Source organism: Saccharopolyspora endophytica, from assembly GCF_018070075.1.
GTDB lineage: Bacteria > Actinomycetota > Actinomycetes > Mycobacteriales > Pseudonocardiaceae > Saccharopolyspora > Saccharopolyspora endophytica.
Genome location: NZ_JAGPXE010000028.1, coordinates 1 through 19,239 on the forward strand (window position 1 = coordinate 1; position 19,239 = coordinate 19,239).

A 19,239-nucleotide genomic window follows, 5' to 3' on the forward strand; every position below is an offset into this window, starting at 1 on the left:
CCGGTCCTCGTCGTCATCCTGCGATGCTGTCGTGTCGCCGTCGGTCACGATGATCCCCTTCCAGCCGAAAGCGGACGCTTCCAGCCTGTCGGATCACCGCCCCACACACAAAGATCAGGACACTCCCCGCCCGGGAGTTCGGGAAGCGAGGTGAGCGGGAGTGGGTGCACAGTGTTCGGCGGTGGCTGGAGGCAACTTGGAACGATGGACGCGACAACGTGCTCAGCGGTCGTCCTAGGAGCTGTTTGCTCGTGGCCGATCTCGTGCAACGGAATCAACTCCCAGAACCGGAAGTGACGCGGTGTAGCAACCATCGCGTCGATTTGTATCGGGGAGTCGAGTCTAGTTGGCAGTAGGCAATTTCCGTCGCACGGTAAGTCGCTCATGATGTGGCGGTCCTGCTCGGTAAGACGGGAGCTAGGGAACGGGATATCGACGGGGGACGCGACTCCTAGAATTTTGATATGGACAAGGAATTGAAACGTATGGAAGCGGAAACCGAAGGGCCAACTAGGGTTTGGTAGATCCTAGGGTGTGGTGATCGTCGAGATGCCGGTCGTGGGCGAGGGTGTGTGCTCCCCAGGAGGCTAGGAGGTTGTTCATCTCGTACAGGTTGTTGTGGCGTGTAATGAGGTGGGCAAGGATGAGGCCTTCGAGGACGCTTCGGGTGTGGCAGGGTGCCCACCCGGTTAGCGCTGTTAGCTGCTCTGTGGTCGTTCGTCGGCCGATGCCTCCGATGAGACGCCATGCGCGTTGGTGGTCCGGGGGAAGTGTGTTGTAGAAGGCGTCGAGTGCGATGCGCATGCTGCCGCTGGCTTGGTCGGTGATTTCGGTGAGTTCCCAGCGGTCTTCGTATTCGGAGAGCAACTTCTCGAGCGGGACGTCGGGGTGTGTGGAGAGTCGTTCGGCGGCGAGTGCGAGTGCTTGGGGGAGGTCGCCGCAGAGTGAGGCGATGTGGTTGGCGATGTCGGGTTCTGCATTGATCCGTGTGGTGCCCAGGCGTGTGGTGAGGAGTGCGAGGGAGTGGGTGCGGCGGAGTGGGGTGAGGGTGAGGGTTTGTGTGCCGGTGCCGACGAGGAGGGTGGAGAGCCTGTATCGGGAGGTGATGAGGACGGCGCAGCCCTGCCCGGCGGGGAGGAGTGGGGTGATTTGTTCGGTGCTGCGGGCGTCGTCGAGGACGAGGAGTAGGCGGGTGGACCAGGTTGCGGATCGCCATGCTTGTACTCGGTCGGAGAAGGATTTCGGGACGGGCAGGCCGAGTGAGTTAAGGAGTTCCGCGAGGACATCGCCAGGGTCGGCGGGGCCGTGGGGGTGGTGTCCGCGGAGGTCGGCGAAGAGGGTCCCCGCGCGGTAGGCGGGGGTGAGGCGGCGGGCGTGGTAGACGGCGAGGGTTGTTTTGCCGGTTCCCAGGGGGCCGTCGATGATGAGGCGCAGTCCAGGTGCTGGTCCCCAGGAGGCGAGCGAGGCTAGTTCGTGGTCGCGGCCGTGCAGTGTGGCGACGGTGGCGGGGAGTTGCGCTGGAGCGGAACGACGCCTCATCTGGAGTGGGCGGGCGGGGACGTCGTCGTTGCTGCGGGCGGCGGCGTCGGCGAGTGCGCCGCCGGTGTGCATGATCTGTTCGAGGGCTGTGATGACGGGGTCTGTGACTTCACGTCGTCCGCGGATCAGTTTGGACAGGTAGGAGGGGGACAGGCCGGCAGCGGCGGCGAGGTCGGCTTGTTTGCGTGTCCGGTCTGCGCACCAGCGCACGACGAGCGAGCCGAACTCGGTCAGCCCACCGTGATGCGGTTCCTGCTGGGTGCAGGGTCCGGTCATGAGTGGGCTGGTGTGCCTGCTGCGCATGAGTGTCCCCCAGGGCGTTGGTGCGCAACCGGCTCCACGACCACGGTGGTGGCGGTACGGAGCGTGTCTCCGGGTGGGTGCCGTTAGTCGTGGTGTGGTGCTGGTTGCTGTGCGGTTGCTGGTTTTTCAGTTGTTCGCCACAAACCCCGGCCGAACAGACCGACCGGGTCGTATTCGGAGCGCAGGGCCGTGACGTGGTCGAGGGTCCGCTGGTAGTGCTCCAGCATGGAGTGCTGCACGTTGCCGATGTGATAGATCGTGGCTCCGCGGTGTGCGGCCTCCTCGGTGAGGTGCTCGATCCAGCTCTCGGCGGCGCGGCCCCATTGGTGGGGGTCGCCGGAGTAGTGCAGGCCGGGGTCGAGGAGTCCGTCGGCTAGCCACACCAGCTCGCCCTCGCCGCGAGCGGACGGTGGCGGCAGCCGGAGGCCGGTTCCTACGGAGCGGCGGAATTTCGGCATTGCGAGGGCGACGGCGGACTCGCCGAACATCCCGTCTGGCTCGCTGGCGTGGGCGGCGGCGAGGAACCCGGAAATCGTGGTGTCGCTGAGGAAGTAGTCCCACCAGCGCTTCGGGATCTCCGCCCACCCCTGTTCGATGAGGGGGTCGTAGAGGTCGGTGTCGTGGGAGAGGATTTGGTCGATGTAGGGCTGGGGGTCGCCGGCGTGTGCGTCGGGGTCGGGTGCGCCGCGCAGCATGTCGGGCATCGGATCGTCGTTGCGGTGGTGGTAGGCGGTGGCCAGGATCTCCCAGGATGGGTTGTGGCCGCGGCGGCGTCCGTAGACCGAGTCGAGCTGCCCTCGTCGGATGAGACTGCGGGCGGCACGCAGCATCTCGGTGTGGTCCATTCCGCGCAGGACGCGGAAACTGGCGTAGGGGCGTGCGGGTTGGAGCCGGAGTTTCGCGCGGGTGATGATGCCGAATTGGCCGAGGCCGCCGAGTACCCAGCGGTGCAGTTCGGGGTCGCGGCTGGGGGAGCAGGTGTGGATGGTGCCGGTGCCGTCAACGATTTGGAGTTCGTCGGCGTAGTCGCCGATGGTGCCGGTGACGTGGTCGAGTGACCATCCCCCTGCGCTGAGGACACCGCCGACGGACAGGTTCGCGTAGCCGGTGACTCCGCTGGTGAGCCGCAGACCGTAGGTCCATGCGGTTTCGGCGGCGGCCCGCAGCGTGGCACCTGCCCCGAGGGTGATGTGGGTGTGCTCGACCTGGATCTGGTTCAAGCTGCGCATGTCGAGGTAGAGCGCCCCGTGCTGGGAGGCGAGGGCTTGGCCGCCGGTGGCGTGGCCGGCGCCCTTGGCGATGACGCCCGGGACTCCGTGCTGGGCCGCGAACCGGACCGCGGTGGCGACTTCGTGGGCGGACTGGGGGCGCAGGAGCAGCCCGGGGGCTTGGTGGTGTTGGTGGCCGAGGTCGCACTCGGCGTGGGTGAGGGGGTCGGGGTCGGTGATGACCCGTGCTTGAAGGGAGTCGGGGAGCGGAATCCAGCGTGCATCGTGCGCACTGGGCTGGTGGGACCAGCGGTGCGTTCGCGTGTGGAAACCCTGCTTCAACGGTGTGCCCTTCCCTCGGTGTGAGAACCGGTACAGGGTCCAATTCACCAGGGCACAAGGTCCTTAGCATCCATAGTGACCATGGATTTCGGTGAGCGGCACAGAAATCAACACCGCCTCAATACGAAGCGCGGCTACTCAATGGTCCGCGGTCGCGGGGCGGCTACTCGGTGGTGATGCCGAGGTAGGTGGCGATGGTGTGGGTGTCGCGGCGGGTGGCGGCGCCGGTGCGTTGCAGGACTTGGTGGACGTGGCTGTCGACGGTGGCTTGCGAGATGCCGAGGTGTTCGGCGATGGCCCGGTTGGTCGCTCCCTGCAACATCAGGGTGGCGACTTGCTGCTGGCGCTCGGTGAGTACCGGTGTGGGTTCGAGCTCTCCCGTGCTGGGGTCGCGGAACAGGGGGAGCGCGAGGGGCAGGGTGCAGGCGTCTTCGAACGGTAGTGCGTGGCCGCGGGTGTATTCGCGTTCGTAGTCCTTGACTGAGAGTGCGGTGCGGGCGCGGTGTTCGGCGGAGGCGACGGCGTCGCCGAGTCCACGTAGCCGGCGGAAGGCGATTTCGGTGCGTTGCATGACGAGGTCGACCGCGCCGAGCAGGCGGGCGGTGTCGCGCCACTGGTGGCTTTCGGCGGTGACCAGGACTGCGACGACGAGTGACCAGGGCAGTCCCCAGAGGTCGTGGTGGTGTTGCTGGGCGGTGATGGCCTCGCGCAGTGCGGTGATGGCTCCGTCGCGGTCGCCTCGCCGGGTGCACAGCAGGGCTTGTGCCCAGTCTCCCCAGCTCAGCAGGTGATCGGAGGTGTGGTCGTGGCATTCGGCGCGGAAGGCGTCGATGATGCGGGCGCCCTCGGTGGGACCGGCGAAGCCTCCGGCGCGCACGGCTCGCCACATCCCGGCCAATCCGAGGAACACGTGCGTGGCAGGCAGGGACCCGGTCGCCCGAAGTGACTCCAGCGTCCGGTCCCACAAGATCCCGGCTTGCTGTTGTGGGCCGTTGCCGAACGTGGCACTGACGGCTCGGGCGTAGAGCATCAGCCAGTGGTCCGGTTGCCCGTAGGCGCTGGCGGCGTGTTGGGCTTCGGCCAGCAGGGTTTCGGTGGCCGGGTCGCCTTGGCAGACCGCCACCCAGGCCTCGCTGGCCAGTGCTTGCACCCATACCTGGTCCTGGTGTGGATAGAGCTGGCGGAGCCGGGCGAGGTGGAAGCGTCCCCATTCGCTGAGCTCGCCTTGCACGAAGGGGATCCGTGCGTTGGCCAGGGTCACCGCGACCGGCAAACCCCATTCCGCATCGCGTGGCGTTGTGCATCGGGTCAGGGCGGCCCGCACGTTGTCCAACTCGCCTCGCAGGGTCCGCAGCATCACTGAGCCTGCGGGCCCGTGTCCGTGAAGGGCCGCGTCGTCGATGATCTGGGCGCACCATCGTTGATGCCGGTGACGCGCGGCGGCCAGCTCGGTGTCGTCGAGGCGGTGCTGCACCCATTCCCGCACGGCCTGCAACATCCGATACCGGGTGGGCGCGACCCCGGGAACGCGGGTGACCAGCCCGGAGCGGCGGAGTTCGTCGAGCAGCTCGTCGATGTCGTCGAGCTCGGTGCCGGCCACGGCCTCGGCCGCGGGCAGCGACCAGCCGCCTCGAAACACTGTGAGCCGGGCGAGCAGGCGCTGCTGATCGGGGCTGCAGGCCTCCCAGGTCCAGGCCATGACCTGGGAGAGCAGTTTGCGGTAGGAGTCGGCGGTGAAGCGGGCTTCGAGCTCGCTGACCGAGGAGCGGGTCCCGACTCGCGCGGCCACGTGTTCCACGAGCATCGGAATGCCACCCAGCCGGTGGACCAGCCGGGCTGCTGCGTGCCGGTTGTCGGGCTCGGTGAGGTCGATGGTGGCATCGGCGGCGCGGGAGCGGTCGATGAACAGCTGCAGGGCCTCGGAGGAGAGTGCCGCCTGGGGCTGTTCCCCCGGATCCGGAGCCCGCAAAGGCTCCAGCGGGAGCGGGTGCTCGCCGCGGACTTGCAGCGCGATGCGGCTGGTGGCCAGGCATGCCAGCTGCGGCGCGCTGCGCAGCAGCAGTCCCACCAGCTCATCGAGACCGTCCTGGTCATCCGAGCCGGTGACCAGATGCTCGCAATTATCGAGCACCAGAAGAAACCGCAGCTCGGAGAGCAGATGAGCCAGTTGCGGCCAGCCGCTGACCCCGGTGGTGACCTGCTGGCCGCCACCGATGACCTGGGCGATGTGCCCGGCGACTAGATCGAGGTCGTCCACCGGCGCGAGGTCGACCACCATCCATTGGGCGAACAGCTCCTGGCCGGCGGCGACGTGCTTGGCCAGGCGGCTTTTGCCGTGTCCGGCAGGGCCGGTGAGCGTGACCAGCCGAGCGCCTGCGGTCAGGAGCTCGATGACCCGCTCGGTCTCGGCCTGGCGCCCCACGAAGGAATCGATCTCCGCCACCGCAGCAACACCCCCAGTACTCGCGCGGCAATCGATGGTAACCAGCCAAAACGATCAAAAAATTGACATGACTGGTCAACGTGTCAATTCTGGCCAGCTCGCATTGGTGGCTCCCACAGTGGACGGACCAACAGGACACAGCACCGATCCGGTGGACGGTGATCCCAAATCCGTTGGTACCAACCGAAAATCCGGACCATCACTGAGCGAGTGTGCTCGCGGATGCGATGACCCAGCCGACCACCGGCAGCGTGCCCGAAGCAGGGTGCCGCTGACTGTGGTCACCGGGAATATCACCCATTCGTGGGGCGACGACTTCACCTGATCGCACCGCTGTGATGGGCCGGGATCAGCAGCCACTCCGGCTGCTGCCGCAGAGCCCGCCGCTTCCGGCGGCTCTGCCTTCCCCATGCCGCCACCGCGCCACAACGCTCCTCGAACCGGGTGCACGTACCCCTTCGAGCTGGGACCCGTGCGCTCAGCACGACTGCTCCCACCCGGCGCGGCAGTCACAGAGGAGACCGCCGCCATGGCCCAATCGAGTCCAAAAACATTGGGGCTAAATAAGTCCCAGGAAGTTTCCATCACCTTGCCGCACACGCAGGCGTCGACTGCGCGTCCTGGTTCGCCGACTTCTGATAGTGGTGCCGGTATCTCGGAGAGCGCCCGCTCGGCCCACGCCGAACCGCCGAGAGAGCGAGACCGGGAGCTTGCGTGTGCCGCGACCGAAGCCTGGCCGGAATTGCCCACCGCTGATGTTGTCGCCGCGGTCGAAGCAGGCCAGCTCACAGCTGCGCGGACCCGATCCGGCGAGCGAGCGGGTCTGGATGTTGCCACGCGGACCGGCCGGGCCGCGGGGCTTGTGCAGCGCCAGGGCCTGGACCCGGCCAGCACGGCACGGGCGGACTGGGCCGGTTTCGGCACCGTCATCCCGGTCCTCGCCGCCTCTCCGGGGGCAGGGGCATCGGTGGTGACCACGGTGCTGGCCGATGCCCTGCAGCTGGCGGGGCACCGCTCGCTGGTGGTCGATGCGGCAGATCCGGCTCGCTCTGGTTTGGCGTCGGCGGCGCGTTCGGATGGCCCGGTGCTGGACGGCCCGCACCCGTCGGTGCGGATCCGGATGTCGTGTCGGGCGAATGCGCTGGTGGCGCGGGTGGAGTCCGACCTTCCGGTGATCACGCCGGGCATGGTGCCGCCACCGAGGTTCTTCAAACCCACCTCCGGGTCGGTGCAGGCCACGGTGGTTGATCTCGGCCACGACCCGTGGCGGGTCGCCGCCCATCCCTTGGCCGGGGCGGGTGCGTGGGTGCGTGCGGGGACGCCGATGCCGCGTCCGGTGCTGGTGTGCCGGGCCAGCAGGCCGTCGCTGTTGCACGCCGAGCAGGTCCTGGCCCGCCTCGAAGCCTTCACCGCCGCGGGCACGGTCACGTCCCCGGTGCAGCTGGTCGTCGTCGGTGCCACACGCTGGCCCGCCGGGGTCGCCGGGTGTGCCGGGCGCCGCGTGTCGGCGCTGCTCGAGGACGCAGTCTTCCTGCCGCACGACCCCGACGTGGCCGTCTCCGGGATCACCCCGGAGGTGACCCCGCCACGGTTGCGCGAGGCTCTCGTGCCTGTGTTGCAGCGCTGGGAACTGCTGCCTCCACCCGCAACGCCCGCCGGGCCTGTCGAGCGGATGGTGCGTGCGGTGAAGGGGGCGCTGTCATGATCACCCACTTCATCGCCGACACCGTAATGCCATTGCTGGATCAGATTCCCACGCAGGATGAGCAGATCTGTATTCCGCCACATCCGTTGGCGGGCGAGCACTGTGTTCTTGCTCCCTTCGAAAACCCCACGGTAAGAATGCCTCCCGGGGCCGACAAGATCATGAACGTCGCCGGCAATGTGAAGTGGGGCGCCGGTGTCGCGTTGATGGTCGGGTTCTTCATGGGCCTGCTGGTCTGGGCCGGCGGCCGGTGGGTCGATCACCACCGCGCGGGCAAGGTCGGCGTGATCATGATGCTGTGCGCCGTGGGCGGCGGAATCCTCTACGGCGTCGGCTACCAGCTCATCAGCACCTTCGCCGCGGGGGGCTGAGTCATGGCCGCCCCCGCACACGAACACGACCAGTCCCGCCATCGGGTCAGGGTGGCGCTGTCGGTGGCCGCGGTTCTGCTGCTGTCGGTTGGCGCGGTGATCGCGGCGCTGATGACCTCGCATGAGGTCACTCGACCCGCACCACCCGCTCCGATACTGCCGCCGTGGGACGGCCCTTCCGTGGAGTCGGGAGGGTGGGATGTTGCCGGGCAACGTGCGCTGGCCGGGGCGCCGATGGTGGTGCTGCCCGCGGTGGCAGCGCAGCCACAACCGATGACCATCGACCGCGCCGGGGACCCGATCACCGTGCCGCCTGCCACCCAGCTGGCGGGACGGTGGATCCCGGCCGGTTTCCCGCCCACGCCCGAAGGCGCCTTGGGGCAGTTGGCGGCACTCGACGAAACCGCGATGCGCGGCGCCGACCCGGCCACCCACGCACTGGGCTACCGCGACCTGGCACTGCCCGGCGCACCACCGGCCGAGGCCACCGGGTTGTCCTCGCTGCTGCGGTCCATGCGAGCCAGCGCAGGACTCGACCCGACCGGGGCCGTACCGGAGCTGACGGCGAATTATCAGGTCACCCAAGGCCAGATCAAAGGCACCACGGACGGTGGACGGTTCGTCGTGGCCTGCGTGCTGGGCCAGTTCTCCGTGGACTACCGCGGAAAGACCCTGACCGTAGGGGTGGGTGATTGCCAGGCCCTGCGCCACGTCGAAGGGAACTGGCGGATTTCACCGGGCCCAGTGCCCGTAGCGGCACCCAGCGCGTGGCCAGGCAGCCCGGACGCGGTGCGGGCCGACTACCGTGATCTGAAGCGGGGTGGCTAGCGATGTGGCCATTCGACGAGATCGGCTCCGTGCTGGGCGAGGAAATCCGGCCGTTGCTCGAAGCGGCGATGCTGACCCTGTGGGACGCGAGTCTGGCAATCCTGCGGGCAGCGTTCGCCGTGGCCGACCAGTTCTCCCTGTTCACGGTGGACACCCGCAGCGGGCCGGTGTCGGTGCTGTGGCCGATGATGCTCTGGATTTCCGGAATCCTCGCACTGAGCTTGTTCTTCTGGCAGATCATCGTCACCTCGCTACGCGGCGGACGCGGGTTCCTGCGCCTGGTGATCGGGCCGGCGCAATACGGCATCGCACTAGCAGTGACCGTCGGCATGGTCGCCGCGTTCCTCGCCGCCACCGACGGACTGACCCAGGGGATTCTCGAATACGGGTTGCAGTCCCGGAACTTCCAGGAAGCACTGAACGCCACCGCCATCGGTGATGGCGTGGTCGACGGCGTCAAAGCCGTCATTCTCGGGATCTGCGCCATCTTCGGCGTCATCCCGGCTGCCATCGGCTTCGTCCTAGAGATGCTGTTCCGGGAAGCCGCGATCTACGGGCTGGTCGCCACGATCCCGATCACCGCGGCCGGACTCCTGGCCCGCATCACTGTGAGCTGGTACTGGACCGCGCTGCGCCTGATCATCGTCTGCTGCATCATGAAACCCGCCCTGGCCCTTGCGCTGGTGCTGGGCGTTGCCATCGCCGGGGGATCACAGGGCCTGTCCGGGCTTCTGGCCGGAATCGGCGTTCTGCTCATCGCGCTGCTGGCACCGTTTTTGCTGTTCCGTTTGTTCGCGTTCGTCGATGGCGGCAGTGATGCGGCGGGGGCGTTCCGCGACGCGCTGTCCATGGCCGGTGTGGACTCCTACGGTCCGAACAACCCGGCGATGAAAGCTGCCTCGGCTGCCGCGGCCCTTTACGACGGCGGTGACGGGGAAGGCGACGCGCAGGAGTCGGCCAACACCGGTCGCTTCGACGATGCCGCATCCCACCAGGACGAATCCCCGGACGCCCGCCCGAAGAGCACATCCAATACCGCCAACTCCAACTCCGACAGCAACTCCGGTGACTCCGACGGTTCCGGTGTGCCCAGTGGTGGAGGCGGGGGTGAGTCTGGCGGATACGGCGGTCCGGAAGGCACTGGGGGACTGAGCGCACCGCCCCCAGATCCGGGCACCGATACCGACGACACGGCTACGGATGCCGACAGCAACACAGGTGGTGGAGGGCGTCCGAATCGCCCAGCTGCCAACCATGGCCGCGCTGCGGCCCCCGACGGCCTGGGCCCGCAACGGGTTGGCGACAGCGGCGGTTCCGACGACGCGGCCCTCGACGACGGCGACGACGCGGGTGGCGGCACCGGCGGTGAGCAACCGCCCCCGGAGGCAGGCGGGCCCGCTGTGGGTGGTGACGGCAGCAGCGGCGGGCGGAGCGCGGTCACTCCTGCGCCCACCTCGGAGATGGACACGGGCGCTGATGACGGGTCCGAAGCGCCTCCTGTCGGTGGCTCGGGTGCGGCGACCACGCCCGGCGAGGGCAGCGGCGGCGACGAGCCCCCGCCGCCACAAGCCCCGGACGCCTCCGGGCCCAGGCCAAGTCCCGGCGATCACGGCACCGGTACCGGCGGCGCGGATGCGGCTGCTGCGCCGCCCACGCCGAGTGCCGGGGAACCGCCGGCGGGAGAGGAAGGAAGCCAAGCACCTCCCGATCACGGGACTAGCGGGACGGGAGGGGGCAGCGCCGACGGCGCCGACCCATCGCCTCCTGACACTCCCGATCCCCCGGATCCAGGGCCCGGCCGGAAGGACGGTCGCGGTGGCAAAAACAAGCGAGGTCCCCGCCACGGCGGGCAGACCAGCAGCAGTGATGACGACGACCCAGGTGATGACGATGCGGAAGGTGTGGTGCCGGTATGAGCAACGTGCGGATCTACCGAGGCCTGGCTCGCCGCGAGCATGCGGGCTGGATCATGGGCCTAACCCCAAGCCAGGCACTAGCTTGCATCGTGTTGGCGGTCCCGGTGCTGTGGAGCATCAGCGCCGGCCACCTCACCCACGCCCTGCTCACGGCAACGGTCTGCGGTCTCGCGGGTGTGCTGGTGGTGGTGCCGGTGCGGGGGCGCCCGGCGTTTCGCTGGCTGGGCCACCTCCTGCTCTACCAGCTCGGAGCAGTGCTGGGCTGGTCCCGGTGGCAGTCCCACGCCGCCTCCGGCACGGCGGTGGATCCGGACGAGCCCGATCTGCCCGGGGTGCTGCAGCGGGTGCGGTTCCCGGACGGGCCGGTATTCCGAGACCGCGGCCGGGTGTGCCTGATCCACGACACCCGCGACGGTCGCTGGGGAGCGACCGCACGGTTGACCCACACCGGGGTCGGCATGCTCTCCAGCGAGCAGTGCGAGCGGCTGGCCTCCCGGCTCGGCAACCTGTTGTTGTCGATCGGACACCGCGACGTCGTTGACCGCATGAGCCTGCTGGTGCGGACCGTGCCCGACGACGGCACTGAATACGAGGTGTGGCGCACCCACCACGAAATCCCCGACGCGCCACCACTATCCCGCCAGGCGGCCAACGAACTGGATCGCACGATCGGCTCGGTATCGGTGCGTCACGAGGTATTCGTCAGTGTGTCCGGGACGGAGGACGCACTGCGGAAACCGGCGCTGGCGGCCGGGGGAGGCGCTGACGGGCGAGCCCGGGTGCTCTACCGGGTCCTCGACGGCCTCGAGGACCCACTGAAGGCACTCGGTGCCGACAGCGTCGAGTGGCTGTGCGGTAGTGGGCTGGCCGAGGCGATCCGCACCGGGTTCAACCCCGCCTCCAGCGGCGTGTTGCGGGCGGGCCGACTGGCCGGGGACGGCCGGGAAGGGCTGCCGAAGGCGGCGGCGGGACCGACCGAGGCCCCGACACCGGGGTGGCGGCGCTACGACCACGACGCCTACTCCACGGTGTCGTACTCGGTGCTGATGCCCGAGGCCGGAACCGTCTTCGGGTCGTTGAGTCCGCTGCTGGCGGTGCAAACCGCCGGGGAGCGCCGGTGCCTGGCGATCCACTACGAGGTCATGGGCGCACGCCGAGCCGCGCGGGCGGTGCAGCACTACCGCTTCCGCGCCGGGGTCCTGCGCGACTACAAGCGCACCAAAGGATTCTCGGCCTCCGCAGCGGACGAACGCGAGGCCAGCGGTGCACAGGCGCAGGAGCGAGCGGTAGCGGCCGGTCATTCACTCGTGCGCTACGCCGTGGCTTCGGCCGTGACGGTACCCGCGCACTGGAACGCCGAAGACCACGCAGCACGACTGGAGAACGACGCCGCCGGCCGCTTCCGCCTATTGCGCCTCGACCTGGCCCAGGACTCCACCTTTGTCGCCGCCTGCCTCCCACTCGGCATCGGCCTGCCCCGCGTGAGGGGAGGCCTGCAATGACACGACGAATCACCACCGAGCGCACAGCTGCGCAACTGCTCACCGACTTCGGTGCGCCCCCGGCGCGCAAACCTCGTACGCCGGTCGCACCCAGCACCCCGCCCGAACGGATCAACCGCTCCGCAGCCCCGCGCCGGGGCCGCACCCGACCGGGTGAAGGGTGGGCCCCGGTGGAGGCCCCGCTGACGGTGTATCAGGCCGCCACCCACGAAATCGGCGGGCTGTTCCCGTTGCTGGCCGCCAACGGGATTCCCGCGGTAGGGGCGCGGATCGGCTACGACACGTTGAGCGGTGGGGCGTTCTACGCGCATCCGATCGAGTGGGTGCTGCGCGGGAGGTGCACCAACTCCAACATGGTCATCTTCGGTGAACCGGGGCGCGGCAAGTCCTCCACTGTCGTGGCGTTCTTGTTGCGGATGATGCTTTTCGGTGTGCGGACCCTGATTTCGGGAGACGTCAAGGGCGAGTACACGCCGCTGTTGCACGCGTTGGGGGTGCACCCCATCGCGCTGGGTCGTGGCTCGCGGGCCCGCCTCAACGCCCTGGATCTGGGACCGCTGGCCCATCATTGGGAGTCCTGGCCGGTAGGGCGGCAGCGGGAAGAGCTCGACGGTGTCCTGGGCCGGTGGGTCAAACTCCTGACAGCCCTGGCCGAGGCGCAGGGCTACTCGCCCACGGTCACCGACGAGGCCGTGCTGTCCCAGGTCCTGCGTCGGCTCGTCGGCGCTGCCGACGGATACACGCACCTGCGGCCAGTCACCATCCCGGACGTCCAACGCGAACTGGCCACCGCCGACACCACGCTCTGGGAAACCACCCGCTTCGCCCACCGCCGGCAGTTCCTCGACCAACTGCGCCCAATCACCGACGCCCTGGCCAACCTCATTCACGGGCCGCTGGCCGGGTTGTTCGACGAACCCACCAACTTCGAACTCGACTGGGCCGCCCCGATCCAATCGATGGACCTCTCCCGCCTGCGCAGCCGGGGAGACCAAGCCGTAGCCGTGGCGCTGACGTGCCTCGGGTCCTGGTCCTCGATGATCACCGATCTGCAGGACGACGGCGAGATCCGCATCGTCGTGCGCGACGAAGTCTGGCGCCAAATGCGCCTGGGACCCAAAGCAGTTCAAGCCGTCGACTCGGACCTGCGACTGAGCCGTGCGGAGAAGAAGATCCAGATCCTCGTCGGCCACAAACCCTCCGACTTCCTGTCGGTGGGCAACGCCGGATCACAGGAAGTCGCCATCGCCAAGGACCTCCTGGCCCTTTGCTCGACGAGGATCCTGTTCGGACAGTCCACGCGCGTGGCCGATGAACTTGCCGAGGACTTCGCGCTCTCCGGCAAAGAGTCCGATGTGACCACCGGATGGTGCATGGAACGCACCGGACGAGCTCTCTGGAAAATCGAGAACAAACCTGGTTACAAGGTCCAGAGTGTCCTGTCCCGTGTGGAGAAAAAAGCATTCGACACCAATGCCCAACTGCGGCAACCACCCGCCGCGTCGTCTAATCCCGAGACGGACGGCGAAGGCGACGCTCCCACGACATCCGGCGGGTGGTCGTGATGCCAGGCGTGGGACACGGCACGGTGCTGGCCATCATCGCGGGCGTCGTGGTGGTCTTCGTCGTCATGCCTGTAACGCTGCTAGGCGTGGCGGTTTTGGTGGTCTCCAGTGGACTCCTCGCCCCACTCGGCGGGTGCCAGCGCGGCAACACCCCAAGTGGGTCCAGCGGAGCCGGTGCGGGTGTGACTCAGGTCGGTGACAGCGAGTGGAACGGCGAGCAGCTGAGCAACGCCCAGACCATAACTGGCGTCGTGCAGCAACGCACACTCCCCAAACGAGCTGCCGTGCTGGCAATCTCGACAGCCATTGTCGAATCCCGGCTGGAAAACGTGCACTACGGTGACCGCGATTCGCTGGGCTTGTTTCAGCAGCGTCCGTCGATGGGCTGGGGCTCACCAGAGGAGGTCACCAACCCGACCTACGCCACGGGAAAGTTCCTCGACCATCTCGTCGAAATCGACGGCTGGCACGACATGAAACCAGGTGTCGCGCAGCAGGAAGTGCAAGGATCGGCGTTCCCGGAGCGCTACGCGCCACAAGAAAAACCGGCCGGGGACCTCACCGCCCGGTTCTGGACCGGCCCGGACAACCCCGTCCCAGCCCCCAGCACCGGCGACACCGCGCAACAGGTCTCGACAGGACAGCCACATACGTGCCCGGGGCCGGACGCGTCGAGTTCGAACATCGCCCTGGACCCGGCCAAAATCCCACCGGGCTTCCAGCTACCCGCAGATCCGCAGCAGCGTGCTGCGGTGGAGTTCGCGTTGAGCAAGCTCGGCGCACCGTATGTGTGGGGCGCGAAAGGCCCTGACGAGTTCGACTGCTCGGGGTTGATGCAGGCCTCATGGGCACACGCGGGAGTCCCGATCTCAGCGGGCACCTACGGGCAGAAAGACGACGGCCGCGCCGTGGCATCGCTAGGCGAGGTGCAACCCGGTGACCTGCTGTTGATTCCCGGGTCTCTGGGGTCGCCGTCGAACCCGGGTCACGTGGGGATGTATGCGGGCCACGGGGTGATCGTCAACGCCTACGACTCCTCGACCGGCGTGATCCTCGAACGCCTCGACGCCTGGGCCGACCAGATCGTCGCCATCCGCCGCGTCGCCGAACCCACCACGCCACCCGTAGGGAGGCCCGAGACATGACCAGCAGCCGACGAAGTCTGTCTCCCACCGCCGACCGCGACATCGCCCTGATGACCCTGCTCATCGCCCTACTGGGCACGGTCCTGGCCCTGGCCGCCGCACTCATGGCCGGCGCCGCCACTGCGACCGCCGTGGCGGGTGGACCGTGGCAGCTGCCCGCCTTCGACACCTGGGTCACCACGACCATCAACCTGCTGTCCCACCCCACCGAACCGGGCAAGTGCCTGGGCTCGCCGTGGAGGGAGGCGTTGGCGGGGCGTGCGAGCCTGTACTGGACGGTCGCCACGGGGATCATCACCGGCACGGCCGCCCTGCTGACGGTGGTGGGGCGGGTGCTGTGGCGCCACTACGGACCCGTGGAAGCCGGGCACGCCAGCCGGGAAGACCTGCGCCGGGAATTGTCCCTCGAAGCCGCACGGCGCACCGCCGAGTGGACCCGCCCCAGCCTCACCCCGCAGCACCGCCGCCGCGCATCACTGGAGGACGTGGCAGCACCCCTGCACCGCGGTCCACACCGCCAGGTGCTGTGCACACCACTGGAAAACCCGACCGGCGCGTTCGCCCCCACCCAGTCCGGCAAGTCACGCACCGACCTGGTCCACAAGGCCTTGGCCGCCCCGGGTGCGTTGCTGGTCTCGACGACGAAACCCGACCTGCTCGAATTCGCGGCCCTTGCCCGCACCCGCCGCCCGAATGCGGGCCCGGTGCTGGTGTTCGACACCACCGGCCACGTCACCTGGCCCGCACAAGTCCACTGGTCCCCGGTCGCGGGGTGTGACGATTTCACCACCGCCCGCCGTCGTGCCGAAACCCTCGTCGATGCCGCTGCCGTCGGCTTGGAAAACACCGGCGGCAACGACAAAGTCTTCCGTGAACGCGCGAAAATGGTCATTCAGGCATACCTCCTCGCCGCCGCCAGCACTGGCCGCGGGGTAGGCGATCTGGTGCGGTGGGCAATCACCAAACCGCCCGACCAAGAGCCAGTGGAGCTGCTCCGCGACCACGGTTTCATCGAACTCGCCGACAACCTGCGCTCGGAGATCGGCATGGTCGCCGAAACCTCCGACGCCGTGTGGCTGTCGGTCCGCCGCGTCATCGAACCCTGGCTTGACCCCCACCTGCGCGAACTCTGCACCCCAGTTGCAGGCTGGGAATTCGACGTCGAATCCTTCATCCGCAACCAGGGCAGCCTGTTCCTGGTCGCGGGGGAACATCACGCCGCCCAGGTCCGGCCTGTGCTGACCGCGCTGGTCGAGGACGTGCTCACCCATCAGCAAGAGCTGGCATTGTCGTATCCGTCCCGGCGGCTGGATCCACCGGCGACCAACGACCTTGACGAGCTCTACGACGCCACCCCGGTACCGAAGCTCCCGGAGATCCTCGCCGACTCGGCCGGTCGCGGAGTGATCATCCACTGGGCCGCGCAGTCCCTGGCACACCTGGATTCCCTGTACGGGGAGACAGGACGGCGGCAGCTGCTGGACAACACAACCACGCTGACCTTGTGGGGCGGGATCAAGGATCCGAAAACCCTGGAATGGATCTCCACGATCTCCGCCCACCACGACCGGCGCCGCTACCAGCAGCAATCCGACGGTCTGTTCGGAATCGGCCGCAGCTCGGTGGGCACCGAAACCGTGCCCACCTACCGGCCCGGCGCCGTCCGCACCCTCCCGCGAGGGCGCGTTCTGGTCATCCACCGCCACCTCAAACCCGTCCTCGCCCGCACCGTCGACGTCACGAAACGCCGCGACTGGAAACAACTCCACACCGACGTCAACACCATCCGCAACGGCACCGCTCCCGTCACACCCGACGGGTACCTCCGAAGCGAACACCGGCACGACCCGACCGTGGTGAGGGGTGAGGCGCGGTGAACGACGACGAGGTACTGACACCCCGACCCGACCCCGGCGAACCGGCGGATCCACGTGGCGGGCCGCAGGAGCAGATCAGCGTCCTTATGGAACTGATCGGCGGGCTCGCCGGCAAAGTCACCGCCCTCGGGCGTCGTCTTCACGCTCTCGAAACCAGCGACACCGAGCAGGAGGAAGACGGGCCATCGGATCAACCGGCCCCGTGGGTCGTGTTCACCCCACCCGCTGCGGCTGAGCAACGCCAGCACGCCTTCGAGGGGCACACACCCGAGTGGACGGTGGATAACTGGGTGGTCTGGTTCAACACCACCTACGTCGGACTACCCGGAAGCCCCACGGTGCCGATCCCGGAGTGCTGGCGCGACCACCCGGGGCTGGCGATGGAGGTCTCGACCCTGGCCTACAGCTGGCGCCGCGCGAACCTCGGCCCCACCGCCAACGTCCGCGACGCCCAGTACTGGCACCACACCTGGCGGCCCGGCTTCACCGCCCGCCTCGCCAACTGGGTCCACCCCCACTGCACCGACGGTCGCCACCGTCCTATCGGCGCGCCCGCGCGCCCCACTCGCTTCGCCCCGGCCACCACAAGCCAGGACGAAACACCAGAAACCCAACCAGGAAAGGAAGAATCGTCATGACCGCGACCATGCCCGTCCGCTCGTTCCTCGACCCGCGTCCCGGTCCAGCGTGCCCGGAATGCCACGACCCCACGAGGTGGCTCACCCCACCGATCGGGCGCTGGATCTGCCCGGACTGCGCCATCTCCTGGCGCTACCCCGGCGAACCCGGACTGCGCGAAAACCCGACCGCCCAAGCCGATCCCACCGCAGCACCTGCCCTGAAGGAGGCCCGGTCATGACCGCCACCGAGCCCCTGCGTATCCACACTGCGCGCCGCGTGATCAGCGAAGCCCACACCGTGCCGCAGATACTGCCCAACAGCATGCTCGCCCGCCGCGGCGAACCCGTCCTGGCCACCGCGATGCTCATCGCGATGATGGAAGACGCCACCTGGGAAGCCATCGCCCCCGACGTCCCTCTTGAGCGCGCGATGCTCGGATGTGCGGGCACCTACCACCACACCGCACCCACACTCCCAGGTCAACAAGTCCGCATTGAGGTCACCTGCCGCCACCTGCCGGACGGTGGTGGGCGACAACGCTGGACCGCCCGCGCGATCAACATCGACACCGGACAGCAAGCCGGGGTCTTGCACCACGAGCTCGCTACCCCCAACCGAAACCGCTTCTACCGGCGGCTGCACACGTGAGGACCAGGGAGTGAACCACGATGAACCACATCCACCGCCACTACCGCATTCCCGAGCCCCGCCCCGCCACGCTGGCCCTCGCGGCCGGCGCCTTGGCCACCGCCACCGGCTGGGCGACCACCACCCGACACCTCCGCCAACGCACTCGCGAACTCCACCACGTCCGGCGCGAATGCCTCGACACCAGACGAGCCCTCGACGACGCCCAACACGACCACGTCACCGGCCTGCTCAACCGCCGAACCTGGGAACACACCGCCCACACCATTCGGCGGTACACCAGCACTCCCTGGGTCGTGGGTCTGGTGGACATGGACGACTTCAAAACCATCAACGATCAATACGGCCACCACGCCGGAGACGAAGTCCTCCGCACCACCGCCAACAGGCTCCGATACGAACTCGGCACACGCGCGACCATCGGCCGCTACGGCGGCGACGAACTGGTCTTCCTCACCACCCACCACACCGACCTCGATACCGAGCGGCTACGGGCCAACCTGGCTCGACCGGTGCACCTCAGCGGAATCGGCGCGATCAGCGTCCGCGCAGCCATCGGTACGGTCAGCCCTTCACCAGGAGAACCACTCGCGGTGGCACTCGCGGCAGCCGACGCGGCCATGTACGCGCAGAAACACGACCACCGGAGCTATCACGAGTCAGCGCCCTCAGCCGTCGTGAACTCCCGGTCGAGCAATGACCTGGAGCGCGCGAAGGTGAGGTCGCGATGAAGGGGCACTGGAGCGATCGTGCGGCCTGCTGCGACACCATGCTCGAGCTCTGGTTCGGCCCCGAAGGCTACACAGAGCCCAAAGACCAAGCACGCTGGCGACAACGACGCGCAACCGAAGTCTGCGCCACCTGCCCAGTCCGCACCGACTGCCTCGCCGAAGAACTCGTACGCCCCATCGGAGAACAACACGGAATCCGCGGAGGACTCACACCCCGCGCCCGTGAACGCCTCCTCGCGCAATGGCGCCAAGCCGGACACGTGCCCGAGCACCGACCGCCCAAGGAGATCGAGACCGTACGCCGACTACTGGAGAAGCCTGAATCTGGGCCGCAGCCAGGCCTACACCACGGCTAGCTATTTCTGCTCGGGTCTTTCGCAGGAACGGTGTTTCCAGCGTGTTGATCAGTAGGTTTCGGCGTCCGGCCAGCGGTCACCGAAGGTGATGGCGAAGGCGTCGAGGACTGGCTTCCAACGTATCGTCCATCGGGTGCGG

Annotated in this window: 16 protein-coding genes; 13 read left to right on the top strand and 3 right to left on the bottom strand. The window is 68.1% G+C overall.

The features are described 5' to 3' along the window. Nucleotides 1-510 precede the first annotated feature (510 nt). From KBO27_RS33145 to KBO27_RS34740, 3 genes are all read right to left on the bottom strand, one after another. A complete protein-coding gene (locus KBO27_RS33145; protein WP_210973798.1) occupies nt 511-1,815 on the bottom strand; it encodes a helix-turn-helix domain-containing protein in 1,305 nt (434 codons plus the stop codon). A gap of 110 nt (nt 1,816-1,925) precedes the next feature. Continuing rightward, nucleotides 1,926-3,392: an FAD-binding protein gene (locus KBO27_RS33150; RefSeq protein WP_210973799.1), complete on the bottom strand. Its 1,467-nt coding sequence runs from the start codon at nt 3,390-3,392 to the stop codon at nt 1,926-1,928. Between the two features lie 163 nt (nt 3,393-3,555). Further along, nucleotides 3,556-5,835: an ATP-binding protein gene (locus KBO27_RS34740; protein WP_210973800.1), complete on the bottom strand. Its 2,280-nt coding sequence runs from the start codon at nt 5,833-5,835 to the stop codon at nt 3,556-3,558. A 742-nt stretch (nt 5,836-6,577) separates the two neighbouring features. Here KBO27_RS34740 and KBO27_RS33160 point away from each other — a divergent pair. Genes KBO27_RS33160 through KBO27_RS33220 form a run of 13 tightly spaced genes read left to right on the top strand, consistent with a single transcriptional unit; the run spans nt 6,578 to nt 19,100 of the window. Further along, nucleotides 6,578-7,540, top strand: coding sequence for a hypothetical protein (locus KBO27_RS33160; protein ID WP_210973801.1), 963 nt, complete (start codon nt 6,578-6,580; stop codon nt 7,538-7,540). Next, nucleotides 7,537-7,911, top strand: a complete 375-nt coding sequence (locus KBO27_RS33165) for a hypothetical protein (protein ID WP_210973812.1) — start codon at nt 7,537-7,539, stop codon at nt 7,909-7,911. The genes KBO27_RS33160 and KBO27_RS33165 overlap by 4 nt, the downstream gene beginning before the upstream one ends. Before the next feature lie 3 nt (nt 7,912-7,914). Continuing rightward, complete coding sequence (locus tag KBO27_RS33170) at nt 7,915-8,739, top strand: hypothetical protein (protein WP_246538824.1); 825 nt, start codon at nt 7,915-7,917, stop codon at nt 8,737-8,739. A gap of 2 nt (nt 8,740-8,741) precedes the next feature. After that, the gene (locus tag KBO27_RS33175; protein ID WP_210973802.1) at nt 8,742-10,655 is read left to right on the top strand and encodes a hypothetical protein; all 1,914 of its coding nucleotides are present in this window, start codon (nt 8,742-8,744) and stop codon (nt 10,653-10,655) included. After that, complete coding sequence (locus tag KBO27_RS33180; protein WP_210973803.1) at nt 10,652-12,157, top strand: SCO6880 family protein; 1,506 nt, start codon at nt 10,652-10,654, stop codon at nt 12,155-12,157. The genes KBO27_RS33175 and KBO27_RS33180 overlap by 4 nt, the downstream gene beginning before the upstream one ends. Further along, a complete protein-coding gene (locus KBO27_RS33185) occupies nt 12,154-13,722 on the top strand; it encodes a putative type IV secretion/conjugal transfer ATPase (RefSeq protein WP_246538825.1) in 1,569 nt (522 codons plus the stop codon). Before KBO27_RS33180 ends, KBO27_RS33185 begins: the two co-directional genes overlap by 4 nt. A 23-nt stretch (nt 13,723-13,745) precedes the next feature. Further along, nucleotides 13,746-14,867, top strand: coding sequence for a C40 family peptidase (locus KBO27_RS33190; RefSeq protein ID WP_307870754.1), 1,122 nt, complete (start codon nt 13,746-13,748; stop codon nt 14,865-14,867). Next, nucleotides 14,864-16,744 carry a type IV secretory system conjugative DNA transfer family protein gene (locus KBO27_RS33195; protein ID WP_210973804.1) on the top strand — a complete coding sequence of 627 codons (1,881 nt, stop codon included), beginning with the start codon at nt 14,864-14,866 and terminating at the stop codon, nt 16,742-16,744. The genes KBO27_RS33190 and KBO27_RS33195 overlap by 4 nt, the downstream gene beginning before the upstream one ends. After that, nucleotides 16,741-17,382, top strand: coding sequence for a hypothetical protein (locus tag KBO27_RS33200; protein WP_210973805.1), 642 nt, complete (start codon nt 16,741-16,743; stop codon nt 17,380-17,382). Before KBO27_RS33195 ends, KBO27_RS33200 begins: the two co-directional genes overlap by 4 nt. Then, complete coding sequence (locus KBO27_RS33205; RefSeq protein ID WP_210973806.1) at nt 17,379-17,603, top strand: hypothetical protein; 225 nt, start codon at nt 17,379-17,381, stop codon at nt 17,601-17,603. The genes KBO27_RS33200 and KBO27_RS33205 overlap by 4 nt, the downstream gene beginning before the upstream one ends. Next, nucleotides 17,600-18,013 (top strand): thioesterase, FlK family, encoded by a 414-nt coding sequence (locus tag KBO27_RS33210; protein WP_210973807.1) that lies wholly within the window; start codon nt 17,600-17,602, stop codon nt 18,011-18,013. The genes KBO27_RS33205 and KBO27_RS33210 overlap by 4 nt, the downstream gene beginning before the upstream one ends. Before the next feature lie 20 nt (nt 18,014-18,033). Continuing rightward, on the top strand, nt 18,034-18,744 hold the full coding sequence (locus KBO27_RS33215; protein ID WP_210973808.1) for a GGDEF domain-containing protein: 711 nt from the start codon (nt 18,034-18,036) through the stop codon (nt 18,742-18,744). Then, complete coding sequence (locus KBO27_RS33220) at nt 18,741-19,100, top strand: WhiB family transcriptional regulator (protein ID WP_210973809.1); 360 nt, start codon at nt 18,741-18,743, stop codon at nt 19,098-19,100. Before KBO27_RS33215 ends, KBO27_RS33220 begins: the two co-directional genes overlap by 4 nt. Nucleotides 19,101-19,239 lie beyond the last annotated feature (139 nt).

Excerpts from the sequence above, each read along its gene's own strand:
- KBO27_RS33165 (WP_210973812.1), top strand. The coding sequence starts at position 7,537 with ATGATCACCCACTTCATCGCCGACACCGTAATGCCATTGCTGGATCAG.
- KBO27_RS33185 (WP_246538825.1), top strand. The coding sequence starts at position 12,154 with ATGACACGACGAATCACCACCGAGCGCACAGCTGCGCAACTGCTCACC.
- KBO27_RS33220 (WP_210973809.1), top strand. The coding sequence starts at position 18,741 with ATGAAGGGGCACTGGAGCGATCGTGCGGCCTGCTGCGACACCATGCTC.
- KBO27_RS33210 (WP_210973807.1), top strand. The coding sequence starts at position 17,600 with ATGACCGCCACCGAGCCCCTGCGTATCCACACTGCGCGCCGCGTGATC.
- KBO27_RS33175 (WP_210973802.1), top strand. The coding sequence starts at position 8,742 with ATGTGGCCATTCGACGAGATCGGCTCCGTGCTGGGCGAGGAAATCCGG.
- KBO27_RS33180 (WP_210973803.1), top strand. The coding sequence starts at position 10,652 with ATGAGCAACGTGCGGATCTACCGAGGCCTGGCTCGCCGCGAGCATGCG.
- KBO27_RS33195 (WP_210973804.1), top strand. The coding sequence starts at position 14,864 with ATGACCAGCAGCCGACGAAGTCTGTCTCCCACCGCCGACCGCGACATC.
- KBO27_RS33170 (WP_246538824.1), top strand. The coding sequence starts at position 7,915 with ATGGCCGCCCCCGCACACGAACACGACCAGTCCCGCCATCGGGTCAGG.
- KBO27_RS33205 (WP_210973806.1), top strand. The coding sequence starts at position 17,379 with ATGACCGCGACCATGCCCGTCCGCTCGTTCCTCGACCCGCGTCCCGGT.
- KBO27_RS33215 (WP_210973808.1), top strand. The coding sequence starts at position 18,034 with ATGAACCACATCCACCGCCACTACCGCATTCCCGAGCCCCGCCCCGCC.
- KBO27_RS33145 (WP_210973798.1), bottom strand. The coding sequence starts at position 1,815 with ATGACCGGACCCTGCACCCAGCAGGAACCGCATCACGGTGGGCTGACC.